Below are 22,996 nucleotides of genomic sequence, written 5' to 3'. Positions count from 1 at the left end.
GGCCGCCCCTACCGAACCGTGAGTGGTCTGTACCTGTCAAGGTCTAGACCAGACTTCGTGACGGTTGAACTCTGGGCGAACTCCTGTGCGACATGCGCGAGTTCGAGCCGCGGGATGCCTACCGTGAGGGCCGTGGACTGGCTGAATCCCGAGAATGTCATCGCCGTCGCCACGGCCCTGCTCGGCGTCCTCGTCTCGGCCGCCATGCTCTGGTACGAGCGCCGCGTCCCGCCCCGGCGCAAGAGGATCGGCCACCGCGTCCAGCTCGACACCCCCATTGGCAGCGACGCCCGCAACGGCGGCCGGGCCAACGTACGGCTCGGGCTCTTCGACGAGACGCCCGGCATGTCCGACGCCACGCTCGTCCTGCTGCGCGTGGAGAACGACGGCGCCCAGGCCATCACCGGTGACGACTACACCGCGCGCGGCCCGCACGGCCTCACCGTGGAGTTCGCCGACCGGACCGTGCGGGCCATCGCCGTGACCCAGTCCCCCGGCGCCGACCACCTCATGGAGCACTTCAGCGCCGCGGGCGGCCTCCAGCACCGCGACGGCACCATCAGCCTCCCCCGCGTCCCCCTCAACCGCGGCGAGCACTTCAAGCTCCTCGTGCTGCTGACCGGCGCCGGCGTCGGCAGCCCGGTCACCGTCACCGGCGGCATCCGCGACGGCAAGGTGCGGCCCAACCGCGCCGCCACCCCCGACGAGAAGCCCCCGCTGTTCAGCCGGGCCGCCCGTGCCGTCACCGTCGCCCTCACCGCCTGCGTGATCACACTCGCCACGATCATCGTGCGCGAGGACCCCGCACCGCCCATGGGCTGCGCCCGGGGCACCCTCACCGTCACCGGCTCGACGGCCTTCGCACCCGTCGTACGGGAGCTGGCGAGGAAGTACGAGAAGGACTGCCCCGGTGCCACCGTCCGCGTCGACGCCCGTGGCAGCACCGCCGGGATACGGGGCCTCGCCGACGCGGGGGCGAAGAGCGGGAAGGGCTCCGTCGCCATCATCGCCCTGTCCGACGGGCCCAAGCCCGGGGGCTACCCCCAGCTCCGCGAGAACCGGATCGCCGTCTCCCTCTTCACCCTGGTCGTCAACGACGAGGTGCCCGTCAAGAACCTCACGCTCGCCGACGTCCGGCGCCTCTACCGCGGCGAGGTCACCAACTGGAAGCAGCTCGAAGGCCCCGACCTGCCCGTCCTCCTGGTCAGCCGGGACGCCAACTCCGGTACCCGGGAGGTGTTCCAGCGCCGGGTCCTCGGCCGCAACGAGCCCGCCCAGTCCTCGCGCGACTGCGCGACGAAGGACGACCCGGAGGCGGCCGTCGTCCGCTGCGAGCTGGACAGCACCGAGCAGGTGCTGGACACCGTGGCCCGGCTGCCGGGCGCCCTCGGCTACAGCGAGGTGCGCGCGGGCAGCGACCTCCCCGGCCTGCACCGGCTCGCCATCGACGGACGCGGCCCGGACGTCGACCGGGTCGGCGAGAGCGGCTACCCGTACCGGGAGCTGGAGTACGCGTACACCTATGGCCGGCCGCCCGCCGACTCACTGACCTCCTCCTTCCTCTCCCACCTCAGCCGGGGCAGCGGCCAGGACGTCATCCGCACGCACGGGCACCTGCCGTGCATGACCCCGGAAGGGTTGCGGGTCTGCGGTGCGGGCTGACGCCCCCACCAGGTCTGGCATGCTCTGTTCACGTGGAGCCTCTGAGTGGTGAAGACCCCGTCCAGATCGGCCCGTTCCGCCTGCTCGGCAGACTCGGGTCCGGTGGCATGGGGCGCGTCTACCTCGCCCGGTCGGCCGGTGGGCGCACCGTGGCGGTGAAGGTCGTGCACGCCGAACTGGCCGCCCAGGACCAGTTCCGGCGCCGCTTCGCCCGGGAGGTCGCCGCACTGGAGAAGGTGGGCGGCGCCGGCACCACGCCCGTGCTGGGCGCGGACACCGCCGCCGAGGCGCCCTGGGTGGCCATCGGGTACGTGGCCGGGCCGTCGCTGCGTACCGTGGTCGGCGACGAGTACGGGCCGCTGCCGGCGGCCTCCGTGCGGTCGCTGGCCGTCGGGCTGGCCCGCGCGCTGGAGCACATTCACGCCGCCGGGCTGGTGCACCGGGACCTGAAGCCCGCCAACATCCTGCTCACCGTCGACGGGCCCCGCATCATCGACTTCGGCATCGCCCGGGCCGTCGACACGGTCACCGACGGCGGGCTGACCACCACCGGCGCGGTCGTCGGGTCACCCGGCTTCATGTCGCCCGAGCAGGTGCGGGGCGAGCGGCTCACCGCCGCGTCGGACGTCTTCTGCCTCGGCTCGGTCCTCGCGTACGCGGCGACCGGCCGCGCCCCGTTCGGCACCGCCGACAGCGGCGTCCACGCCATGATGTTCCGCATCGCCCACGACGAGCCGGACCTGACCGGGCTGCCCGCCGAGCTGGACGACCTGGTGCGTGACTGCCTTGCCAAGGACCCGGCCGCCCGCCCCACCGCCGCCGGCCTGGCCGCCCGCGTCGAGGCCGCCGACCCGTGGCTGCCCGCCGGGCTGCTCGCCCAGCTCGGCAGGATGGCCGCCCGGCTCCTGGACGAGGACGGCGACCCCACCCCCACGCCCACCCCCGCTCCCACGCCCGGCGAGACCACCTCCGCGCCGGGCGCCGCCCGCCCGGCGAAGCGGCGCCGGCGCGCCGCCGTTGCCGCCGCCACCGCCCTGGTGCTCGCCGCCACGGGCACCGTCGCCTACGTACTGGCCGAACGCTCCGGGAAGCCGGGCGCCACGGCCGGTGACACCGGCGACACCAAGGCGGGCGCGTCCCGCAACATCGTCCCCGCCGCCTACCTCGGTGCCTGGGAAGGCGTCCTCAGGGGCACCGACACCGCGCCGTACGAGACCGCCCGCATCGAGATCACCGAGGGCGCCCGGGGCGACAAGGCGGGGATCTACGTCCACGTGGGCGGCGAGCGGCTGTGCATGGGGCGCTCGACCCTGGTCTCGGCGGACGAGGACGCGATCGTGTTCGGCGAGAGCGACGTGACGACGAGCGTCCCGGCCCGGCGCTGCACACCGGCCGCCCACCAGAAGCTGACGGTCCGCTCCCCCGACGTGCTGGAGTGGTCGTCGGGCGCGGCGACCGCCACGTTCCGCAAGGCGCGCTCCGGGCCGGCGGTCGTGCCGGAGGCGTTCCTCGGCCACTGGAAGGACGTCCCGAACCCGGACGTGTCCGACCCCCAGCAGGACCTCTACAGCCACGAGGTGATCATCACGCAGGGGCCGGTCGGCGCGCCGCTCGTCCGGTTCGAGCAGAGTTTCCCGCGGACCGACGAGGAGACCGGCGAGGTGCTGTCCGGCACGGTCAACTGCGCCGAGACCGCCGTCCTCGGCGGCGCGGGCAACCTGCTGGTCCTGGGCCCGGCCACGGTCGACGCCGCCGCCTCCGACCGGGAGTGCACGGCGTCCGGCTCGTCCAACAACCTGCGGATCCAGCGCGTGCAGGGCAAGGACCGGCTGCTGGTGTACGGCATGAACGCGGACGGGGAGCCCGGCGAGTTCTCGAAGGAGAACTGACCGGGCTCCCCGCCCACCGTGTCCTACAGGAAGGAGTTGATCTCGATCGTCTCGGTGCGGCCGGGGCCGACGCCGATCGCGGAGATCGGCGCGCCGGACATCTCCTCCAGCGCCTTCACGTACGCCTGCGCGTTCTTCGGCAGGTCGGAGAAGGTCTTGGCCTTGCTGATGTCCTCGGACCAGCCGGGCAGGTACTCGTACACCGGCTTCGCGTGGTGGAAGTCGGTCTGCGAGTAGGGCAGCTCCTCGACGCGCTTGCCGTCGATCTCGTACGCGACGCAGACCGGGATCTGCTCCCAGCCGGTGAGGACGTCGAGCTTGGTGAGGAAGAAGTCCGTCAGACCGTTGACGCGGGTGGCGTACCGGGCGATGACCGCGTCGAACCAGCCGCAGCGGCGGTCACGGCCGGTGGTGACGCCCCGCTCGCCGCCGATGCGGCGCAGCGCCTCGCCGTCCTCGTCGAACAGCTCGGTCGGGAACGGGCCGGCGCCGACACGGGTGGTGTACGCCTTGAGGATGCCGATGACCCGGCTGATCTTCGTGGGGCCCACGCCCGCGCCGGTGCAGGCACCGCCGGAGGTCGGGTTGGAGGAGGTCACGAAGGGGTACGTGCCGTGGTCGACGTCCAGGAGGGTGCCCTGGCCGCCCTCGAAGAGGACGACCTTGCCCTCGTCGATGGCGTTGTTCAGGATCAGCGTGGTGTCCGCGACGTACGGCTTGATCTGCTCCGCGTACTGGAGCATCTCCTCGACGATCCGGCCCGGCTCGATGGCGCGGCGGTTGAAGACCTTGGCCAGGAGCTGGTTCTTCTGCTCCAGCGCCGCCTCGACCTTCTGCTCGAGGATCGACTGGTCGTAGAGGTCCTGGACGCGGATGCCCACACGGTTGATCTTGTCGGCGTACGTCGGGCCGATGCCGCGCCCGGTCGTGCCGATCTTGCGCTTGCCGAGGAACCGTTCCGTCACCTTGTCGAGGGTGACGTTGTACGGCGTGATCAGGTGCGCGTTACCGCTGATCAGCAGCTTCGACGTGTCGACGCCGCGCTCGTTCAGTCCGCTCAGCTCGGAGAGCAGGACCGCCGGGTCGACGACGACACCGTTTCCGATCACCGGGGTGCACCCCGGCGAGAGGATTCCGGAAGGGAGAAGGTGCAGCGCGTACTTCTGGTCGCCCACGACGACCGTGTGGCCGGCGTTGTTGCCGCCCTGGTAGCGCACCACATAATCCACGGATCCACCGAGGAGGTCGGTGGCCTTTCCCTTGCCCTCGTCACCCCACTGAGCACCGAGCAGCACAAGTGCGGGCACAGGCGTACACCCCTTCCGGGCGGGGCATGTCCAAGGCGCGGGGAGTACGGACGTCGTACGACGGTGTACGACACAACCTGAGCCGTCGGACCGGGTGCCCCGGAATAGACGAAGCCCCTGGCGCAATAGCGCAAGGGGCTCTTGCACAAAGATGCTACCCGAGGAAGGACCGAGGTGTCGGCTCCCGACCAGTTGCTGGTCGTCATCGACGCGGTCGCGCGCCGGAACGACGGTGAATCCGTACGGATCGCGAAGGACGTGCTCTGCGCCGGGGCGAGGGCGAAGATCTGCCTCCCGGACACCCCGGCGGAGTTCGCCCGGGCCCTCGCGCGGCGCGGCTCGCGCCGGCCGGTGGTCATCGGTGACGACCGGGCGCTGCTGCGGGCCGTGGCCCTGCTGCACCGGGAGCGGGAGCTGGCCGACGGGGCGCTGTCGCTGGTCCCGGTGGGGCCGCGCGGAGCGGTGGAGCTGGCGGGGGCGCTGGGCGTGCCGCTGGGCGCGGTGCCCGCCGCGCGGGCGGTGCTGGACGGGGCCGCGCGCACGCTGGACCTGCTGGTCGACGACAGCGACGGCGTGGTGGTGCGGGGGCTGCGGATTCCGGCGGGGCCCGCGGGGCTGTCGGTGGTCGAGCCCCCGTCGGTGTGGGACACGTGCCGCTCACTGGTGCGGACGCTGGTGCGCCCGGCGCCCTCCGTCGCGGCGATCCGCCCGGCCACGCGCACCCACCGGCTGCGGGTCGAGGCCGACGGGCGGCTCCTGAGCGACCTGGACGACCCGGTGGAGGGCGTGACGGTGCTGTCCCGGGACGGGGTCGCCGAGGTCGTGGTCCGCCCCCGGGCGGCCGGACCGGTCCGGGTGGAGGCGACCGCGGTCACCGTCTCGGGCCCGTCGTTCCGCTACCGCGCGGACGCCCTGGTCACCGGGCCGGTGTGGACCCGCACGTGGACGCTGCGCCCGTCGGCCTGGTCGCTGACCCTGCCGGTGGGGTGAGCCCTACAGGGCGTCCAGGGGGCCCGTGATCGGCGGGGGCGAGGTGTCGTCGTCGTCATCGTCCGGGCTGCCGGGGAACATCAGCCACGCACTGGCGCTGACCATGAGCAGCGAGGTCATACCGAGGGCGAACTTGAGCAGCCGCATGCCTCCCGTCCAGTCGTGGGGAGCTCCGAAGACGACCCAGAAACCCAGGGCCGCCCCGGAGAGCAGGACGACGACGGCGGCGGTGCGGCGCAACACTATGGACATTCGTAGATGATCTCATTCGCGTCCGCGTGCCGTGACGGTTTCTCCGACCGGCCCCTCCCGGCGCCCCGGGGGCTCATACCTCCACCAGCAGCCCCTCCAGCCCCCGGATCACCACGTTCGGCTTCCGCTCAGGCTCCTTCAGGAGCCGCAGCGCCGGGGCGCGCCGGAGCAGCGCGGTCATCGAGGCGGCCAGCTCGATGCGGGCCAGGGGGGCTCCGATGCAGTAGTGGATGCCCGCGCTGAAGGAGATGTGCGGGTTATCCCGCCGGGACAGGTCCAGTGCGTCGGGGCGGTCGAAGGCGGCGCCGTCGCGGTTGGCGGAGCCGAAGAGCAGGGCGATCTCCGAGCCGCGCGGGACGGTGGTGCCGTCGATCTCGATGTCGTCCAGCACCCAGCGCTCGAAGAGCTGGAGCGGGGTGTCGTACCTGAGCAGTTCCTCCACCGCCGTGGACACCTCCACCTGCCCGGCGCGCAGGGCGGCGAGCTGGTCCGGGTGGCGGAAGAGGGTCCACCAGCCCCCGACCGTGGCGTTCACCGTCGCCTCGTGGCCCGCGTTCAGCAGCAGGACGCAGGTGGAGACCATCTCCTGCTCGGTGAGCCGGTCGCCCTCGTCGTACGCCGCGATCAGCGCGCTGATCAGGTCCTCCCCCGGCGACCTGCGCCGCTCGGCGATCAGCTCCCGGAGGTAGGCGGAGAACTCGACCGACGCCCGGACCGCCCGGGCGGCCGTCTCCTCGTCCGGGTTCAGCTCGTACATCCCGCAGATCTCCGCCGACCAGGGCCGCAGCGGCGCCCGGTCGGGCTCGGGGATGCCGAGCATCTCCGCGATGACGGCCACGGGCAGCGGCTCGGCGACGGCGGTCAGCAGGTCGCCCCCGCCCTCGGCGACCAGCGCGTCGGCGAGCTCGCCCGCCAGCCGCTGGACGTACGGCTTCAGTCGCTCCACCGTGCGCGGGGTGAACGCCTTCGACACCAGGCGCCGAATGCGCGTGTGGTCCGGCGGCTCCAGGTCCAGCATCCCGTGGTCGTTGAGGGTGTGGAACGGCTCGTGCTCGGCGGGAGGGGGCGTGCGGCCGAAGTCCTCGTCCGTGAAGCGGTGCCGGTACGTCCGCCCCAGCCGCCGGTCACGCAGCAGCGCGGACACATCGGCGTGGCGCGGCACCAGCCACTGGCGCGTCGGCTCGAACCAGTGCACCCGGCCGCGGGCGCGCAGCTCCGCGTAGGCGGGGTAGGGGTCGGCGACGAACGCGGGCGACCACGGGTCGAAGTCCATGGGCCGACCCTACGCACGGCTCAGCCCGGCGTCACCAGTCTCGCCTCGTACGCGAACACCGCCGCCTGCGTGCGGTCACGCAGGCCCAGCTTCACCAGGATGCGGCTCACATGCGTCTTGATCGTGGACTCGGCCACCACCAGGTGGGAGGCGATCTCACCGTTCGACAGGCCCTGGGCGATCAGCACCAGGACCTCCGTCTCGCGCTCCGTGAGGTCGCCCACCCGGGCGAGGGCCGGCGGGCGGACCGCCTCGGCGGTCTTGGCGAACTCGGTGATCAGGCGCTTGGTGACCGTGGGCGCCAGCAGCGCCTCGCCGGAGGCCACCACCCGTACCCCCTCCGCGAGCTGCCGTGCGGAGGCGTCCTTCAGCAGGAAGCCGGACGCCCCGGCGCGCAGCGCCTGGTACACGTACTCGTCCAGGTCGAACGTGGTCAGCACCAGCACCTTGGCGTCACCGTCCGCCGCGACGATCGCGCGGGTGGCGTCGATGCCGTTCATCTCCGGCATGCGGATGTCCATCAGCACCACGTCCGGGCGCAGCGCCTCGACCTGCCGGACGGCCTCCCGGCCGTTGACGGCCTCCCCGACGACCTCGATGTCGGGCATCGCGTTCAGCAGGACGGAGAAGCCCTCCCGGACCATGATCTGGTCGTCGACGATCAGTACGCGGATGGTCACGCCGCCTCCTCCCGCGCCACCGGCAGGAACACCGCGACCTCGTAGCCGCCGTCCTCCGTCGCCTCCGCCGTCATCTCGCCGTCCAGCATCGCCACCCGCTCCCGCATGCCCGTGATCCCGTGCCCGGCACCCGGCGAGGGCTTCACCAGGCCGCGCGCCGGACCGTTGACCACCCGCAGGCCCAGCCCGCCGAGCACGTACGACACCTCCACCTTGGCGGACGCGCCGGGCGCGTGCCGCAGCACGTTGCTGAGCGCCTCCTGGACGATGCGGTACGCGGACAGCTCCACGCCCTGCGGCAGCTCGCGCGCCGCGCCGGTGACCGTGGCGTCGACGGTCAGGCCCGCCTCGCGGACGTTGGCGATCAGCGCGTCCAGGTCGGCGAGCGTCGGCTGCGGCGCGTCGGGCGCCTCGTAGTCCTCCGCGCGCACGACTCCGAGGATGCGGCGCAGCTCGGTGAGCGCGGCGACCGCGTTCTCGCGGATCGTGGCGAACGCCTGCTCCAGCTCGGGCGGCGGGTTCTCCACCCGGTACGGGGCCGCCTCCGCCTGGATGGCGACGACCGACATGTGGTGGGCCACCACGTCGTGGAGCTCCCGCGCGATGGTGGTGCGCTCCTCGAGCAGGGTGCGCCGGGACCGCTCCCGCTCGGTGACGGTCTGCTGGGCGGTGACCTCCTCCTTGGCCTCGCGGCGGGTGTGCAGGACGGTGACGACGAGCAGGGCGAGCGCGGAGGTGACCAGCAGGGGCGCGGTCTGGCCGCCGCTGCCCCGGCTGAGGACGGCCTCGAAGAAGAAGCCGCAGACCGCCGTGAGCGCCCACATCCAGGCGGCGGTGCGCGGGCGGGTGCGGGCCGCCACCACGGTCAGCACCACGACGTGGGCGACGAGGCTGGTCGGGGCCCACGGCCAGCCGTCCCAGAAGCCGGACAGCACGCTCACGAACGGGGCGGACAGCAGCGACAGCCAGAAGGCGCCGACGGGCCGCACCAGGGTCAGCAGCACCGCGGCGCCCGGGATCAGCCCGGTGAGCGGCTCGCCCTCGCTGTAGCCCAGGGACAGCACGATCAGGGCGGCGCCCGCCACGAGGGCGTGCGGGAACCAGGCCAGGTGCCGGCGTATGAACCGCGGCGTCCTCCTGGTCACGGGTCCGTCGGTCCCCATGGGCGGGAGCAGCCGGTAGGCGAGGGCGTCGTCGAGGAGCTCACGGCGCATGCCCATGAACATGCCGTGCGCCATCCGGTACTCCGGGCTGCGGGTCTTGGTGTCGGTCACGTCAGCAACGGTAAGCACGGGCGGGGACGCGGTCGTCACCTTGGATGCGGATCCTTCCGCGTCCCCCTGAAGTACTACGGCGCTGACCAGGCGCGGAACGCTCAGGCGCGGAACGCCGCCGCGTTCGCCCGGGCCCACTGGGCGAACGTGCGGGCCGGGCGCCCGGTGACCTTCTCCACGGTGCCGAGGACCGTCCGGCCCACCTCCGGGGTGTCCCCGTAGACCTCCAGCAGGAAGTCGATCACGTCCTGCGGGCGGCCCTCCGCCCGCCACCGCTCGACGGCCTCGGCCTCCGACAGCTCCACGAGCCGTATCTCCCGGCCCCGGGCCGCGGCGATGGCCTGGGCCTTGTCCCGGACGGTGAGCACCTCGGGGCCGGTGATCACGTACTCCTGCCCGGCGTGCCCGTCCTCGGTGAGCGCGACGGCCGCGACGGCGCCGATGTCGCCCTCGTGGACCATGGCGCTGAGCCGCCCGGTGAACGGCTCGCGCACCTCGTCGGCGGCGCGGATGCCGTCGGCCCACTCCAGGGCGTTGCCCATGAACTCCACCGGCATCAGGACGGTCCACTCGATGCCGCCCGCGCGCACCGCGTCCTCCAGCGGGGTCGGCCCGCCGCCGTTGAGGACCGTGATCCGCCGTACGCCCGCCTCGCGGGCCAGCTCCACGATGCGCGGGCCGGTCTCCAGCGGGGTGAAGTACGCGTCGCCGAAGGTGATCAGGTGCAGGCCGATGACCCCGTCGAGGGCCGCGCGGAGGGTGTCGGGGTCGGTGAGGTCACCGCGGACGACCTCGACGCCGTCGGGGAGGGCGGCCCTGGCCGGGTCGCGGGTCAGGGCGCGGACGGGCCGGCCGAGGCGCAGCAGTTCGGCGACGACCTGACGGCCGACGGTTCCGGTCGCTCCGGTCACGAGGTGGGTGCGGTTCGTGTGGTTCGTCATGGAGGCGACGCTACGAACCCTTGCGGTCGGGTTCGGTCCGCGATCACCAGGCGAGTTGGGCGATCTCCTCGGCGACCACCGCGCACGCGTCCGCCGCCGGGTCGATCAGCGGGAAGTGCCCGACGTCGTCCAGCAGCGTCAGCCCGACCATCTCGCCCGCCTTCGCCGCCGCGTCCACGTACGCCTCGGCCACGGCCTGCGGTACGACGGTGTCCTCCCGGCCCTGGACGACCGCCGTGGCGATCCCCGTCGGCAGCAGCGCCGCGGGGTCGGCGTACCCGGCGCGCGCCGCCGCCTCGGCGCCCCCGCCGAGCAGTTGCGTCACCGCTCCCCCGCACACGTCCAGCTCGACCGCCCGCTCGAAGTGCGCGATCGGCGCCAGGGCGACGACCCCGCGCAGCACGGGCGGCGCCTCCAGCTTCCACGGCGCCCCGGCCGGCAGCACGTGCCGGGCGGCCGCCCACAGCGCGAGGTGCCCGCCCGCCGAGTGGCCGGTGACGACCGTGCGGCGCGGGTCGGCCCGCGGCAGGTGCGTGCGCACCAGTGCGGGCAGGGCGTCCAGGGCCGCGGCGACGTCGTCGAACGTCTCGGGCCAGCGTCCCGCGACCGGACCGCTGCCGCCCTGGGCGGGGATGTCCCTGCCCCGCCGGTACTCGACGTTGGCGACGGCGAAGCCGCGTCGCGCCAGGAAGTCCACGAAAGGGGTGATGTGCCGCCGGTCGAACGGCGCCCGCCACGCCCCGCCGTGCAGCACGACGACGAGCGGCGCGCGGTCGCCCTCACGCGGGGCGTAGAAGTCCACGATCTGGTCCGGGTGAGCACCGTACGAGGCGGTGGAGTCCGGGTCGACGGCCGGATGCGACAGGGCCGACGCTTCCTCGGCCGCATCGCGCGCGGCGGGGTCGGGCATGCTGCTCAACCTTTCGGTGACGGGGCCGAATTGGCCTGACCTGCGGGGACGGTACCAGGACTGGCGCCCCCGCAGATCAGGTCGAACATCAGCCCAGAACCTCCGCCAGAACACGCGCCGCGCGCTCGGTGTCCGCGAAGGAGACGTACAGCGGTGTGAAGCCGAACCGCAGCACGTCCGGGCGGCGCAGGTCACCGACGACGCCCCGGGCGATGAGCTCCTTCATCACGGCGGACGCCTCCGGGCAGCTCAGCGCCACCTGGCTGCCCCGCTCGTGGTGCGCCCCGGGCGTGACCGGCGTGACCCGGCCCTCCGGCACGTAGGTCCTTACGCACTCCAGGAAGAAGTCCGTCAGGGCCAGGCTCTTCGCCCGTACCGCCTCGATGGGCACCCCGTCCCACACGTCCAGCGCCGCCTCCAGCGCCAGCATGGACAGGATGTCGGGCGTACCGACGCGCCCGCGCACCGCGCCCTCGGCCGCCGCGTACCCGGGGGTCATCGCGAAGGGGTCGGCGTGCGAGTTCCAGCCGGGCAGCGGGGAGTCGAAGCGCGCCTGGTGCCGCTCGGCGACGTACAGGTACGCGGGCGCGCCGGGGCCGCCGTTGAGGTACTTGTACGTGCAGCCGACGGCGAGGTCCACGCCGTGCGCGTCCAGCCCCACCGGCAGGGCGCCCGCGCTGTGGCACAGGTCCCACACGGCCAGGGCGCCCGCCGCGTGGACGGCGGCCGTGATGCCCGGCAGGTCGTGCAGCCGGCCCGTGCGGTAGTCGACGTGGTTGACCAGCGCGGCGGCCGTGCGCGGCCCGACCGTGCCGGCCACGTCCCCGGGCGCGGCGGCCACCAGCCGCCTGCCGGTCAGCCGCGCGGCCGACTCGGCGATGTACCCGTCCGTGGGGAACGTGGTGGCGTCCACGACGATCTCGTCGCGGTCGTCGCCGGCCAGCCGTACGGCTCCCACCAGCGCCTTGAAGACGTTGACGCTCGTCGAGTCGCCGACCACCACCTGGCCGGGCGCCGCGCCGACGAGCGGCGCGATCCGGTCGCCGATCCGCTCCGGCGCGGTCCACCAGCCGCTCTCGTCCCAGGAGCGGATGCGCAGCTCGCCCCACTCCCGGGTGATGACGTCGGCCATGCGGCCGGGCACGTGGCGGGGCAGCGCGCCGAGCGAGTTGCCGTCGAGGTAGACGACACCGTCGTCGAGCGCGAACAGCTCCCGGTGCTTCGCGAGTGGGTCCCGGGCGTCCAGCGACGCCGCCTTCGCTGCGAGGTCAGACATGGCTGCGCGCCGTCCACACCTCGGGGAAGACGTTCTTGCGGGCCCGCTTCTCCAGCCACGCCACCCCGGCCGAGCCGGCGGTACCCGTCTTGGAGCCCATCGCGCGCCGCGTGGCCACCAGGTGGTCGTTGCGCCAGCGCCACACCAGCTCGCCGACGTCCGTCAACGCCTCACCGAGCCGTACCAGTTCGTCGTTCTCGTCCGGATGGGCATATATCTGCGCCCAGATGTCCTCGACGACCTGCGACGGCTCGTACTTCTGCGACAGATCACGGCGCAGGACGCTGTCCGGCACCGGATGCCCGCGCCGCGCCAGGAGCCGCAGCACCTCGTCGTACAGGCTCGGCTCGTGCAGCGCCTTCTCCAGCTCCGCGTGGACGCGCGGCGCGCCCCGGTGCGGCACCAGCATCGACGCGGATTTCTCGCCCAGCAGGAACTCCAGCCGCCGGTACATCGCCGACTGGAACCCGGAGCCCTCACCGAGGGCGCCCCGGTAGGAGTTGAACTGGGCTGGCGTGAGCCGCGCCAGGGGCTTCCAGGAGGCGTTCAGCGCCTCCAGCTCGCGCACCGAGCGCCCCAGGGCGTCCATCGCCACCGGTATCCGGTCCTCGCGCAGGGCGCGGCTCGCGGTCTCCCACTCGTGGACGATCACGGTGAACCACAACTCCATGACCTGGGTCGTCACCAGGAAGACCATCTCTCCCGGATCGTCCGAGAGCGGGTGCTGGAGGTGGGTGAGGACGTCCGCCTGGACGTAGTCCTCGTACGGCGTGGTGCCTGTGTACTCCAGGTTCGGGGTGTCCGAACCGGGCACGGAGGCATCGGGGGAAGTAGACATCGCTGTCTCCATCAATGCGTGCTACCGGGTAGCGGTCTGCCCCTCCCTCTTCAGGGCGCTCGGTTCACCTCCGGGGCGCCTGAGCGTGTGTCGACGGTCGATCGTGCTCGGGTCGCTCGTACCTCGCGACCTCCGCGCGTTCTCCCTTTCGACACCCGCGCGCCCCTTCGGCTCACTCGCGAAGCGTCCCGCAGGCGGAGCCCCGGTCCCCTCGGGACCACCGGCTGTGCGGGGGGTCCCAGTCGCATCATGACACGAGCGGCCCCGTGATGTACCGGCCGGACGAGTCGTACGGCCAGGCATGGGAGGTGCAGCCGTCCAGGCCCTTGATCTGCTGCATCATCACCGGAGCGGGCTTGCCCGGGCCGGCGCAGCCCATGTGGCGGCGGATGCCGATCTCGTGGCCGACCTCGTGGTTGATGATCAGGTGGCGGTACTCGGCGGGCGGGCCGGCGAAGGTGGGGGAGCCCCGCATCCAGCGCTTGAGGTTCACCACGACGCCCTCGGTCGTCTCGCAGTTCAGCTCGCCGCCGGTGTCGAGCCCCTGCGCGGCGCACAGGGCGTCGGCGGTCGCGGGGGTGGCGATACGGATGGTGAAGTCGGCGTCCCGGGCGACCCGTTGGAACGCGCCGCGGCCGTGGGCGGCCCAGCTCTGCGGGTGGGCGAGGATGCGCTCGATCTCCTCCGCCACCTGTACGGCCGACAGTCCGGCGCCGTCCTCCACCTGGACGCTGTAGCGGCGCGGGGTGCCCGAGCCGGTCCTGGCGCCGGTGGACCGGGCGGTGGTGAACGTGCCGGGCCCGGACGCCGGGACGGCCGCCGGTTCCTCGCGCCGGGGCGGGGCGTCACGGCCGGCGCGCGGAGGGGCCATGGGCCGCGCCTGCGGGGGCCCGGGCGGGGCGGCGGCGTCACCGGGGGCCGCGCCCGGCGGGGCATTGGTGCCCTGCCAGTGGGCGAGGGCGGCGCCACCGCTGAGGCAGACGCCGATGAGGGCCAGGGACAGCAGGACTATCCGGCCCGCCGGGCCACGGCGGCCGCTTCCGCCGCGCGGTCCGCGGCGGCGACGTCCTCGTGGTGCGGCGGCGCGTTTCCCCACAACTGATCTCCGTTCGATGGGTGTGCGCGATCGTAACGGTCACACATCGATAACGGTGCGACCCGCCTCACCCCGACCGGAGGGAACCGGTCCGGGTGGGCGGGTCTCAGCGAGGCGGGGTGCGGTCAGCTCAGGGTGTCGGCGGCCAGCGGGGAGGAGTCACGGAGGAACGTCGAGCACCGCTCGTACTCCTCGTGCTCACCGATCGCCTGCGCGGCACGCGCCAGGGCGTTCAGGGCCCGCAGGAAGCCGCGGTTGGGCTCGTGCTCCCACGGCACCGGGCCGTGGCCCTTCCAGCCGTTGCGGCGCAGGGCGTCCAGGCCCCGGTGGTAGCCCGTCCTGGCGTACGCGTACGACTCGACGACCCGGCCGGCCTCGAAGGCGTCGTCGGCGAGCTGGGCCCAGGCCAGGGAGGAGGAGGGGTACTTCGCGGCGACGTCCGCCGGCGCGGTGCCGCCCGCGAGCAGCTCGCGCGGCTCCGGCTCGTCGGGCAGGTGGGTGGGGGGCGGTCCCCCCAGCAGGTTTTCGTGGATGGCCATGCCACCAGTGTCACAGGCCCGGCACCGCGGAGGCGATGCCGGGCCCGTGTCGGAGGCGTGAGCGCTACTTCAGCTTGGTGCCGGTGGAGCGCAGCGCGGCGCAGGCCTCGGTGACGCGCTTGGCCATGCTCGCCTCGGCCAGCTTGCCCCAGGCGCGCGGGTCGTAGGTCTTCTTGGAGCCGACCTCGCCGTCGACCTTCAGCACACCGTCGTAGTTCTTGAACATGTGGTCCGCGACCGGGCGGGTGAAGGCGTACTGGGTGTCGGTGTCGAGGTTCATCTTCACGACGCCGTTCTCCAGCGCGGTGGCGATCTCCTCGGCCGTGGAGCCGGAGCCGCCGTGGAAGACGAAGTCGAACGGGTTCTCCTTGCCGAAGCGCTCGGCGACACCCTGCTGGAGGTCCTTGAGCAGCTCGGGGCGGAGCACGACGTTGCCCGGCTTGTAGACGCCGTGGACGTTGCCGAACGAGGCGGCCAGCAGGTAGCGGCCCTTCTCGCCCAGGCCGAGCGCCTCGGCGGTGCGGATGGCGTCGTCGACGGTGGTGTACAGCTCGTCGTTGATCTCGTGGCTGACGCCGTCCTCCTCGCCACCGGTCGGGGTGATCTCGACCTCGAGGATGATCTTGGCGGCGGCGGCCTTCGCGAGCAGCTCCTGGCCGATGGCCAGGTTGTCGGCGAGGGTCTCGGCGGAGCCGTCCCACATGTGCGACTGGAACAGCGGGTTCTCACCCTTGGCGACGCGCTCGGCGGAGATGTCGAGCAGCGGACGGACGTAGCCGTCCAGCTTGTCCTTGGGGCAGTGGTCGGTGTGCAGGGCGATCGTGACGTCGTACTTCGCGGCGACGATGTGCGCGAACTCGGCCAGGGCGACCGCGCCGGTCACCATGTCCTTGCTGTACTGGCCGCCCAGGAACTCCGCGCCACCGGTCGAGATCTGGATGATGCCGTCGCTCTCTGCCTCCGCGAAACCACGCAGGGCGGCGTGCAGAGTCTGCGACGAGGTGACATTGATGGCCGGGTAGGCGAACTTGCCTGCCTTCGCCCGGTCGAGCATCTCGTTGTAGATCTCGGGGGTTGCGATGGGCATCTGTCCGCTCCTTGTGATCTGCGGTTGCGTTGCGTTGCTGATCCCTGACCTGGGGGCGACGTCATCGTCGCACCCATCTTTCCAGACTCCGCCGCGGGCTCCACCCCGCGTGCCACAAGGGGCGGACGGTTTCACGTGAAACCATCCACCCCTTGAGAAAACAGCAGGTCATGACCGCTTTGCGTCAGGCGAGACCCAGCTCGTCGAGCGCGTACGCGTACAGGTACGGCACCCCGGCCGTCTGGCTGATCTTCTCGGCCGCACCGGTCGCCCGGTCCACGATCGTCGCCACGGCGACGACCTCGGCACCGGCCTCGCGCACCGCCTCGACGGCGGTCAGCGGGGAGCCGCCGGTGGTGGAGGTGTCCTCCACCACCAGCACGCGGCGTCCCTTGATGTCCGGGCCCTCGACACGGCGCTGCATGCCGTGCGCCTTGGCGGCCTTGCGGACCACGAAGGCGTCCAGCGTCCGGCCGCGCCCGGCGGCGGCGTGCAGCATCGCCGTGGCGACCGGGTCGGCGCCCAGGGTGAGACCGCCGACGGCGTCGAAGTCCAGGTCGGCGGTCAGATCGAGCATGACCTGACCGACGAGCGGCGAGGCCGCGCCGTCCAGGGTGATCCGGCGCAGGTCGACGTAATAGTCGGCCTCCAGACCCGAGGAAAGGGTCACCTTGCCGTGCACCACGGCCTTGTCCTTGATCTGCTGGAGCAGATCGGCTCGTACGTCAGTCATGCCCACGAGCTTAAAGCCGCCCCGTCAGAGCCCGCGCCAGGCGAACGTCGCGGCGATCTCCAGCGGCTCGATGGGCGTCACCAGGTGCGGAGCGGTGTTCAGACCGTTCGGCGGGCCCGACTGGGGCTCCACGCAGACCGCCTCCTCCTGCTCGTCGTACACCACGACCCACGGGGCACGGCTGGTCACCTTCAGCTCCAGTTGCCCGGGCCAGGTGAGGGTGACGTCCACCCCCTCCGGCATCCCGAAGCAGTCGTCCCAGGGGCCGGGCGTGGGCGCGATCCGGTTGCCGGTGGGCAGGTGGTCCTCGCCCCGCTCCTCCTGCCACGCGGGCGTGAAGTCGAGCGTGACGTCCTCGCCGCCGAGGTTCCGCCGGAACCACGGGTGCCAGCCGGCCTGGGCCGGAAAGGAGTCGCCGTGTGTCTCCACGCCGAGCTGGAGCGTGAGGGCGTCCTCGGTGAGCCGGAAGGTCTGCGTGACCCGGCCGGGATACGGCCAGGGCTCGGCGAGGTCGTAGGTGAACACCGCCTCCGCCTTGTCCGCCACGGCGGTGCGCCACGCGGTGTCGCGCCCGGTGCCGTGGATGGCGTGCGGCGGGGCGTTCAGCGGGAGCCGGTGCCAGGTCGCCCCGCTGAGGAACCGGCCGTTCGCCGTCCGCCCGCACCAGGGCACCATCGGGAAGCAGCCGTACCGGTCGCCCTGCCGCAGCAGTTCGGTCCCGCCGATCCGCAGGCTCTCGATGCGGCATCCGTTGTCCGGACGCACCGTCAACTCGACGTCTCCGGCCGCGAGCCGGACGCTCTGTTCGCTACTGGTCACGGCACCGACATTACTTGCGGCGCCGCAGCGCCCGCCCGACCACCACCGCGGAGGCGAGGGCCAGCGCGGCCGCGGGCGCCAGCCACCGCAGGGTGGCGGTCGTCGACGCGGTCTCCGGGCCGGGCGTGGGCGCGTACCGCCCGCGCGGCGGGGCGTGGTCGACCTCCTCGGCGCTGCGCCCGATCATGGTCCGGCGCGCGTGTGCCGCCTCGGCACCCGGGTCGGGGAGCGCGCCGTCCGGGATGTCGGGCACCTCGAACTCCGCGTCGGCCAGCGGGTCCAGCGACGGCGGCGGTACGGGGGCGTCGAACACCGACCCGGCGCCCTCGGCGCCCTGGTCCACCCCGTCGTCGTCGACGTCCCGCTCACCGGCGCCCTCACCGGCGGCCAGGGCACCGGTGTCGTCCTCCCCGGAACGGACGGCGCCCGGGGCGGTCGTGGCCGTCTCGGCCAGCGACTCGGCGAAACGGTCCAGCAGCCGGTGCGCCGCCGAGACCGCCGCGTCGTCCGGCAGCTCCGCCAGCCGGCCCTCCGCACTGGTCGTGCCGGTGAAGTGCAGCGTGGTGCCACCGGCCACCGGCGACGTGCGCACCGTCAGGGCGAGCTTCACCGACCCGGTGCCGCGCACCTCCTCGCCCTCGCCCTCCACGGCGTACGCGCCGTCCTCCCGGGCGGTGATGCGCAGGGCACCCCGGTAGGTGATCGAGTGACCGCCGGCGCGCACCTTGAGGCGGCCCGCGAGCGGGCCGGCCGACGCGTCCGCGTCCTGCTGGAGCCCCGGAACGCACGGGGCGACCCGGGCGGGGTCCGCCAGCGCGGCGCGGAGCGTCTCTACGTCAACCGGAACGAACACCTCATGCTCCATGGAGCCCGAGCCTACCCACGCCCGGCGCTCACGTCTGCCATGTGCGCGAGGCCAATAGGGGGCCATGGCGGTTCACTGCCCGTACCGGGGGTGGACCAGGGTCGACGGCGGCAGGCCACGCTGCGGCGCCCCCACCGCCGGGCGCACCCCCTCCACCACCCGCGGGTCCGGGGGCGTCCGGTCCCGCGCGGCGAGGAAGAAGCCCCAGTCGTACGGCGCCGTGCCGCCGCCCGTGGAGCGGTCGGGGCCCGCGGCGAACCCGGAGAGCCGCCCGGTCGCCCGGTAGGGCCGCGTCGTGAAGCCGGCCGACCGCAGCGTGGCGTCCACCGTCCAGTACGTGTGCGGCCGGGACGCCATGGGCCCGGCGTGCACCGCCAGCCGCCCGCCGTCGGCGAGCACCCGGGCGGCGAGGCCGTAGAACTCCGCCGCGTACAGCTTCGTACTGGCCGTGATGCCCGGATCGGGCAGGTCGGAGATCACCACGTCGTACCGCGCGCCCACCGCCACCGCCTCCCGCAGCCGGGCGAACGCGTCCCCGTACACCACCCGCACCCGGGGCTCGGCGTACGCCTGCCCGTTCAGCCGCGTCAGCGCCTCGTCGTACCGGGCCAGCCGCACCACGCCCGGGTCCAGCTCGAACACCGTCACCGACTCCACCCCGCCGTGCCGCAGGATCTCCCGCACCGCGAGCCCGTCACCACCCCCGAGCACCAGCACCCGGCCGTGCGGGCCGCGCATCGCGGGGTGCACCAGCGCCCGGTGGTAACGGTGCTCGTCCCGCCCGCTGACCCGCAGCCGCCCGTCCAGGAACAACTCCGGCGGTTCGCCCCGCCCGCCGGTCAGCACCACCTCCTGGACGTCCGTCTGGACGGCGACGCGCACCCGCTCCCCGTACACCGCCCGGCGCGCCGCCCGCTCGAAGTCGTCGACCAGCACGGTCGCGGTCGCGAGCACCCCGAGCACCGCCACATTGCTCACCACCAGCAGCCGCCGCGCCCGCCGGGTCAGGTCCCGCCCGAACAGCCACAGCACCAGCGCCCCGCCCGCGACCGCGTTCACCGCCCCGGTGAGCAGCGCACTCGTGAGCTGCCCCAGCCACGGCAGCAGCAGGAACGGGAAGGCCAGCCCGCCGACGAGCGCCCCCACGTAGTCCGCGGCGAACAGGTCGGCCACCGTGCCGCCCGCGTCCTGCTCGGCCCGCCGCGAGATGCGCTGGATCAGCGTCATCAGCAGCGGCATCTCCGCCCCGATGAGCACCCCGATGGCCATGGAGAACGCCACCAGGGCGTACCGCGACTCACCGATCCAGGCGAACGTGGCGTACAGGACCAGGGCCGAACATCCGCCGACCAGCGCCAGCGCCGCCTCCAGCAGCCCGAAGCCGACGGCGGCCCGGCAGCGCAGCCGCTTGGCGAGGAGCGAGCCGACACCCATCGCGAAGACCATCACCGACAGGACGACGGACGCCTGCTTGACGGAGTCCCCGATCAAATATGAAGCCAGTGCGAGCAGTTCCAGCTCGTACACCAGTCCGCACGCCGCGCAGAGGAAGACCGTGGCCAGCACCAGGAGGCGTCCCGCGCGCTGCCGCGCGGGCGGCGCCGCCCGGCCGCCCGGTGCGGGCGGCACGACGACGGAGACGTGCGGCGCTTCGATCACGCGCATAACGCTACGTCACGAACGGGTGACCCTTGGTCACCCACACGAGTGCACCTAGAGGGAAGCGGGCATACGAACGCCCACCCTGGTCCTGGTCACCACCAACTGCCCCTCCTGGGGGTACGCGTGCCAGGTGCGCCACCGCACCTGGCCGTCCTGTCTCTGGGCGAGCATGGCGGTGAAGGCGTGCGGCGAACCGGGGAACGTCCCGGCGAGGCCGTTCGGATGGTCGGCGACGAGCGCCAGCAGCTCCTGGGCGCGGCCGGCGAACGAGCCCTTCGACAGTGTCTCGACGCGCGCGGCGAACTCGTACTCCCACGCGCCGATCCGCTTCGCCACCCCCAGCGGCAGCGGGGTGCTGCTGCCCGGCATACAGGCGACGGTCTCCGAACAGCGCCCGCGCTCCTCCTCCAGCAGTACCTGGTGGGAGGCGCCGAGCAGCCTGAGCTGGAGTGTGGCGCCGGACAGTTCGAGGTCGAGGACGGCGAGGGCGGGCAGCGCCTCCCGGCCCAGCGCCCAGGCGAGGTCGGCGGCGCGGGTGTCGGTGTAGGACGTCTTGAGCGTCGTGAGCATGGGTCGGCTCCGCAAACAGGGTTTGACGGTGGACCGGGGGCGTCCCGGAAAACGTTCAGGGGGACTGGGGGATCTCCGTCTCGAAATCCACGCACGAGGTCCAAGGACTGGATGTTCTCGACAGCGAGAGAATCATGAACTGCGGCGAACTCACAGCGTTTTTACCCAACTTGACGTGGTTTCCATCCCCTGGGGGGCCAGCCGGTTCAACTGTTCAACAAGAACCGACCATGAACCCCTACAAAACGCCAACGAGAAGGCGCCCGGCCGGAGTTCACCGCCGGGCGCCTTCCGTGGTCGCGGACCGGCTGCCCCGTGTCAGCTACCTCCGCCACCACATCCGCCGCCGCCCCCGGAGGACCCGCCTCCGCAGGACGACCCCCCGCCGCAGGACGACCCGCCCCCGTCACCGGACCACCAACTGCCTCCGGAGGAACCGCCGTAGGCGCTCCCGGAGCGCGAGCGGCGCCGGTTCCTTCCCCCGCCCGCCGCACCGACCGCGATGAGGAACCCCACCACGACGATCAGGCCGGCGGCGATCAGGCCCATCTCCATGTGCCTCACATCCCCCCGTGTCGTACGTGTCAGGGGGATGCCCCCGCCGCCACCCGTCCTAATCCGAATTGAGCAAGTCCAGAGGTTCAGCTACAGGACGAGCCGCCGCCGCACGACGAGCCGGAGCCACCGCCGCACGACGACCAGCTCGAGGAGGACGAGGAGGAGGACGAGCCGCCGCCGTCCGCCCACCGGCTCCCCCTGCTCCTCGGGGGCTCGCCCGTCAGCACGAACCGGACGACGGCGAGGATCAGGATGCCCGCCATGAAGAGCGGCCACAGGTCGAAGAAGACCTCCGCCACGGCACTCACCTGCCTTTTCTCCGTGTGTTGCACGATGTGTGGCAGGGAGATCCCCCCGGTGATCACGCTCCAAAGCGCACTTGAGCAACTCCAGAGCTTCGGCCCAGGATGGCCGCCATGACACGACCGCCGCTCAACCGCCGCCTCGCCGAGTTCGGAACGACGATCTTCGCGGAGATGTCCGCCCTCGCCCTCTCGACCGGCTCGGTGAACCTGGGCCAGGGCTTCCCCGACACCGACGGCCCCGAGGCCGTCGCCGAGGCCGCCGTCCGCGCCATCCGGGACGGCCGGGGCAACCAGTACCCGCCCGGCCCCGGGGTCCCGGAGCTGCGCACCGCCGTCGCCGACCACCAGCGCGAGCGGTACGGCCTGGTGTACGACCCCGACACCGAGGTGCTGGTCACGGCGGGCGCCACGGAGGCCATCGCCGCCGCCCTGCTGGCCCTGGTCGAGCCGGGCGACGAGGTGATCGCCCTGGAGCCGTACTACGACTCGTACGCGGCCTGCGTCGCGATGGCGGGCGGCACCCGTGTCCCGGTCACCCTGCGCCCGGACGGCGACCGGTTCGTGCTCGACCTGGACGAGCTGCGGGCCGCCGTCACCGACCGCACCCGGCTCATCCTGCTCAACACCCCGCACAACCCCACCGGCACCGTCCTCACCCGCGACGAGCTGGCCGCCGTCGCCGCGCTCGCCGTCGAGCGCGACCTGCTCGTGGTCACCGACGAGGTGTACGAGCACCTCGTCTTCGACGGCGAGCACATCCCGATCGCCACCTTCCCCGGCATGCGGGAGCGCACGGTCACCATTTCGAGTGCCGGAAAGACGTTCTCCTTCACGGGCTGGAAGATCGGCTGGGTCACCGCCACGCCCGAGCTGACCACCGCCGTGCGCTCCGCGAAGCAGTACCTGACGTTCGTCTCCGGCGGCCCCTTCCAGTACGCGGTCGCGGAGGCGCTGCGCCTGCCGGACACCTACTTCACCGCTCTGCGCGACGATCTGCGGGCCAAGCGCGACCTGCTCAGCGACGGGCTGGCGCAGGCCGGTTTCCGGGTGTTCCGGCCGCAGGGCACCTACTTCGTCACCACCGACATCCGCCCGCTGGGCGAGCACGACGGCATCGGCTTCTGCCGGGCGCTGCCCGGGCGCTGCGGGGTCGTGGCCATCCCCCACGCGGTCTTCTACGACCACCGCGAACAGGGGGCGCCGTTCGTACGGTTCGCGTTCTGCAAGCGGACCGAGGTGCTCCAGGACGCGGTGAAGCGGCTCGGCACCCTGTAGCCCCGGCGGCGACCCCTGTAGCCCGGCGGGCGTGCCGGGCCGGGGCGCCCTCAGCCGCCGCCGGGCGTGCCGGGCCGGGCGCCCTTTAGCCGCCGGCGGGCGTCCTGTCACGGCGACACGCGCGCGTGCGGGGGCCCGGCGGAGGGGACCACCCGGGCGGGCTCCCAGCGGTCGCGCCCGGGGCGGGCGGCGCCC

At 73.0% G+C, this 22,996-nt stretch carries 22 protein-coding genes; 4 read left to right on the top strand and 18 right to left on the bottom strand.

Annotated elements, in window-relative coordinates; genetic code table 11:
• Window positions 1-132: 132 nt before the first annotated feature.
• Both E2B92_RS15430 and E2B92_RS15425 read left to right on the top strand, forming a co-directional pair.
• The gene (locus tag E2B92_RS15430; RefSeq protein WP_126888785.1) at window positions 133-1,662 is read left to right on the top strand and encodes a substrate-binding domain-containing protein; all 1,530 of its coding nucleotides are present in this window, start codon (window positions 133-135) and stop codon (window positions 1,660-1,662) included.
• 32 nt (window positions 1,663-1,694) lie between these two features.
• On the top strand, window positions 1,695-3,551 hold the full coding sequence (locus E2B92_RS15425) for a serine/threonine-protein kinase (RefSeq protein WP_235023825.1): 1,857 nt from the start codon (window positions 1,695-1,697) through the stop codon (window positions 3,549-3,551).
• 23 nt (window positions 3,552-3,574) lie between these two features.
• Here E2B92_RS15425 and E2B92_RS15420 read toward each other — a convergent pair whose 3' ends face one another.
• Window positions 3,575-4,858: an adenylosuccinate synthase gene (locus E2B92_RS15420; RefSeq protein WP_126887103.1), complete on the bottom strand. Its 1,284-nt coding sequence runs from the start codon at window positions 4,856-4,858 to the stop codon at window positions 3,575-3,577.
• Between the two features lie 174 nt (window positions 4,859-5,032).
• Between E2B92_RS15420 and E2B92_RS15415 the strand changes: the two genes are divergently transcribed.
• The gene (locus E2B92_RS15415; protein WP_126887104.1) at window positions 5,033-5,848 is read left to right on the top strand and encodes a diacylglycerol kinase; all 816 of its coding nucleotides are present in this window, start codon (window positions 5,033-5,035) and stop codon (window positions 5,846-5,848) included.
• A gap of 3 nt (window positions 5,849-5,851) precedes the next feature.
• Here the strand turns inward: E2B92_RS15415 and E2B92_RS15410 are convergent, their stop codons facing one another.
• From E2B92_RS15410 to E2B92_RS15325, 17 genes are all read right to left on the bottom strand, one after another.
• Window positions 5,852-6,100, bottom strand: coding sequence for a hypothetical protein (locus E2B92_RS15410; RefSeq protein ID WP_126887105.1), 249 nt, complete (start codon window positions 6,098-6,100; stop codon window positions 5,852-5,854).
• A gap of 73 nt (window positions 6,101-6,173) precedes the next feature.
• Window positions 6,174-7,373 (bottom strand): cytochrome P450, encoded by a 1,200-nt coding sequence (locus tag E2B92_RS15405; RefSeq protein WP_126887106.1) that lies wholly within the window; start codon window positions 7,371-7,373, stop codon window positions 6,174-6,176.
• A gap of 20 nt (window positions 7,374-7,393) precedes the next feature.
• Entirely contained in the window at window positions 7,394-8,053 is a 660-nt protein-coding gene (locus E2B92_RS15400) for a response regulator (RefSeq protein WP_126887107.1), read from the bottom strand.
• Entirely contained in the window at window positions 8,050-9,291 is a 1,242-nt protein-coding gene (locus E2B92_RS15395; RefSeq protein ID WP_126887122.1) for a sensor histidine kinase, read from the bottom strand. Before E2B92_RS15395 ends, E2B92_RS15400 begins: the two co-directional genes overlap by 4 nt.
• A gap of 137 nt (window positions 9,292-9,428) precedes the next feature.
• Window positions 9,429-10,268: an NmrA family NAD(P)-binding protein gene (locus E2B92_RS15390; RefSeq protein WP_126887108.1), complete on the bottom strand. Its 840-nt coding sequence runs from the start codon at window positions 10,266-10,268 to the stop codon at window positions 9,429-9,431.
• A 43-nt stretch (window positions 10,269-10,311) separates the two neighbouring features.
• Complete coding sequence (locus E2B92_RS15385) at window positions 10,312-11,178, bottom strand: alpha/beta hydrolase family protein (RefSeq protein WP_126887109.1); 867 nt, start codon at window positions 11,176-11,178, stop codon at window positions 10,312-10,314.
• A gap of 88 nt (window positions 11,179-11,266) precedes the next feature.
• A complete protein-coding gene (kynU, locus tag E2B92_RS15380) occupies window positions 11,267-12,454 on the bottom strand; it encodes a kynureninase (RefSeq protein ID WP_126887110.1) in 1,188 nt (395 codons plus the stop codon).
• A complete protein-coding gene (locus tag E2B92_RS15375; RefSeq protein ID WP_126887111.1) occupies window positions 12,447-13,292 on the bottom strand; it encodes a tryptophan 2,3-dioxygenase family protein in 846 nt (281 codons plus the stop codon). Before E2B92_RS15375 ends, kynU begins: the two co-directional genes overlap by 8 nt.
• A 247-nt stretch (window positions 13,293-13,539) precedes the next feature.
• Complete coding sequence (locus tag E2B92_RS15370) at window positions 13,540-14,388, bottom strand: DUF3152 domain-containing protein (protein WP_185923650.1); 849 nt, start codon at window positions 14,386-14,388, stop codon at window positions 13,540-13,542.
• A 125-nt stretch (window positions 14,389-14,513) separates the two neighbouring features.
• The gene (locus E2B92_RS15365) at window positions 14,514-14,927 is read right to left on the bottom strand and encodes a DUF3151 domain-containing protein (RefSeq protein WP_126887112.1); all 414 of its coding nucleotides are present in this window, start codon (window positions 14,925-14,927) and stop codon (window positions 14,514-14,516) included.
• Between the two features lie 64 nt (window positions 14,928-14,991).
• A complete protein-coding gene (gene fbaA / locus E2B92_RS15360; RefSeq protein WP_260604373.1) occupies window positions 14,992-16,032 on the bottom strand; it encodes a class II fructose-bisphosphate aldolase in 1,041 nt (346 codons plus the stop codon).
• Window positions 16,033-16,198: 166 nt separating this feature from the next.
• On the bottom strand, window positions 16,199-16,747 hold the full coding sequence (pyrE, locus tag E2B92_RS15355) for an orotate phosphoribosyltransferase (RefSeq protein WP_126887114.1): 549 nt from the start codon (window positions 16,745-16,747) through the stop codon (window positions 16,199-16,201).
• 24 nt (window positions 16,748-16,771) lie between these two features.
• A complete protein-coding gene (locus E2B92_RS15350; RefSeq protein ID WP_126887115.1) occupies window positions 16,772-17,566 on the bottom strand; it encodes an aldose epimerase family protein in 795 nt (264 codons plus the stop codon).
• A 10-nt stretch (window positions 17,567-17,576) separates the two neighbouring features.
• Window positions 17,577-18,431 (bottom strand): SRPBCC domain-containing protein, encoded by an 855-nt coding sequence (locus E2B92_RS15345; RefSeq protein WP_126887116.1) that lies wholly within the window; start codon window positions 18,429-18,431, stop codon window positions 17,577-17,579.
• 72 nt (window positions 18,432-18,503) lie between these two features.
• Entirely contained in the window at window positions 18,504-20,096 is a 1,593-nt protein-coding gene (locus E2B92_RS15340; RefSeq protein WP_126887117.1) for a polyamine aminopropyltransferase, read from the bottom strand.
• A gap of 48 nt (window positions 20,097-20,144) precedes the next feature.
• Window positions 20,145-20,663, bottom strand: coding sequence for a DUF2617 family protein (locus tag E2B92_RS15335; protein WP_126887118.1), 519 nt, complete (start codon window positions 20,661-20,663; stop codon window positions 20,145-20,147).
• Window positions 20,664-21,304: 641 nt separating this feature from the next.
• Window positions 21,305-21,529, bottom strand: a complete 225-nt coding sequence (locus E2B92_RS15325; RefSeq protein WP_126887120.1) for a hypothetical protein — start codon at window positions 21,527-21,529, stop codon at window positions 21,305-21,307.
• Between the two features lie 108 nt (window positions 21,530-21,637).
• Here E2B92_RS15325 and E2B92_RS15320 point away from each other — a divergent pair, with 108 nt between their 5' ends.
• Window positions 21,638-22,801 carry a pyridoxal phosphate-dependent aminotransferase gene (locus E2B92_RS15320; protein ID WP_126887121.1) on the top strand — a complete coding sequence of 388 codons (1,164 nt, stop codon included), beginning with the start codon at window positions 21,638-21,640 and terminating at the stop codon, window positions 22,799-22,801.
• The last annotated feature ends 195 nt before the right edge of the window (window positions 22,802-22,996 follow it).

Source organism: Streptomyces sp. WAC05374 (assembly GCF_004353505.1).
GTDB lineage: Bacteria > Actinomycetota > Actinomycetes > Streptomycetales > Streptomycetaceae > Streptomyces.
The sequence above is the reverse complement of the archived record's forward strand: the minus strand, read 5'-3'. Positions and strand labels throughout refer to the sequence as shown.

Coding starts and splice junctions, on each gene's coding strand:
- E2B92_RS15395 (WP_126887122.1), bottom strand. CDS start 9,291: ATGGCGCACGGCATGTTCATGGGCATGCGCCGTGAGCTCCTCGACGAC.
- E2B92_RS15410 (WP_126887105.1), bottom strand. CDS start 6,100: ATGTCCATAGTGTTGCGCCGCACCGCCGCCGTCGTCGTCCTGCTCTCC.
- E2B92_RS15375 (WP_126887111.1), bottom strand. CDS start 13,292: ATGTCTACTTCCCCCGATGCCTCCGTGCCCGGTTCGGACACCCCGAAC.
- E2B92_RS15385 (WP_126887109.1), bottom strand. CDS start 11,178: ATGCCCGACCCCGCCGCGCGCGATGCGGCCGAGGAAGCGTCGGCCCTG.
- E2B92_RS15345 (WP_126887116.1), bottom strand. CDS start 18,431: ATGGAGCATGAGGTGTTCGTTCCGGTTGACGTAGAGACGCTCCGCGCC.
- kynU (WP_126887110.1), bottom strand. CDS start 12,454: ATGTCTGACCTCGCAGCGAAGGCGGCGTCGCTGGACGCCCGGGACCCA.
- E2B92_RS15335 (WP_126887118.1), bottom strand. CDS start 20,663: ATGCTCACGACGCTCAAGACGTCCTACACCGACACCCGCGCCGCCGAC.
- E2B92_RS15405 (WP_126887106.1), bottom strand. CDS start 7,373: ATGGACTTCGACCCGTGGTCGCCCGCGTTCGTCGCCGACCCCTACCCC.
- E2B92_RS15340 (WP_126887117.1), bottom strand. CDS start 20,096: ATGCGCGTGATCGAAGCGCCGCACGTCTCCGTCGTCGTGCCGCCCGCA.
- E2B92_RS15365 (WP_126887112.1), bottom strand. CDS start 14,927: ATGGCCATCCACGAAAACCTGCTGGGGGGACCGCCCCCCACCCACCTG.
- E2B92_RS15390 (WP_126887108.1), bottom strand. CDS start 10,268: ATGACGAACCACACGAACCGCACCCACCTCGTGACCGGAGCGACCGGA.
- pyrE (WP_126887114.1), bottom strand. CDS start 16,747: ATGACTGACGTACGAGCCGATCTGCTCCAGCAGATCAAGGACAAGGCC.
- E2B92_RS15320 (WP_126887121.1), top strand. CDS start 21,638: ATGACACGACCGCCGCTCAACCGCCGCCTCGCCGAGTTCGGAACGACG.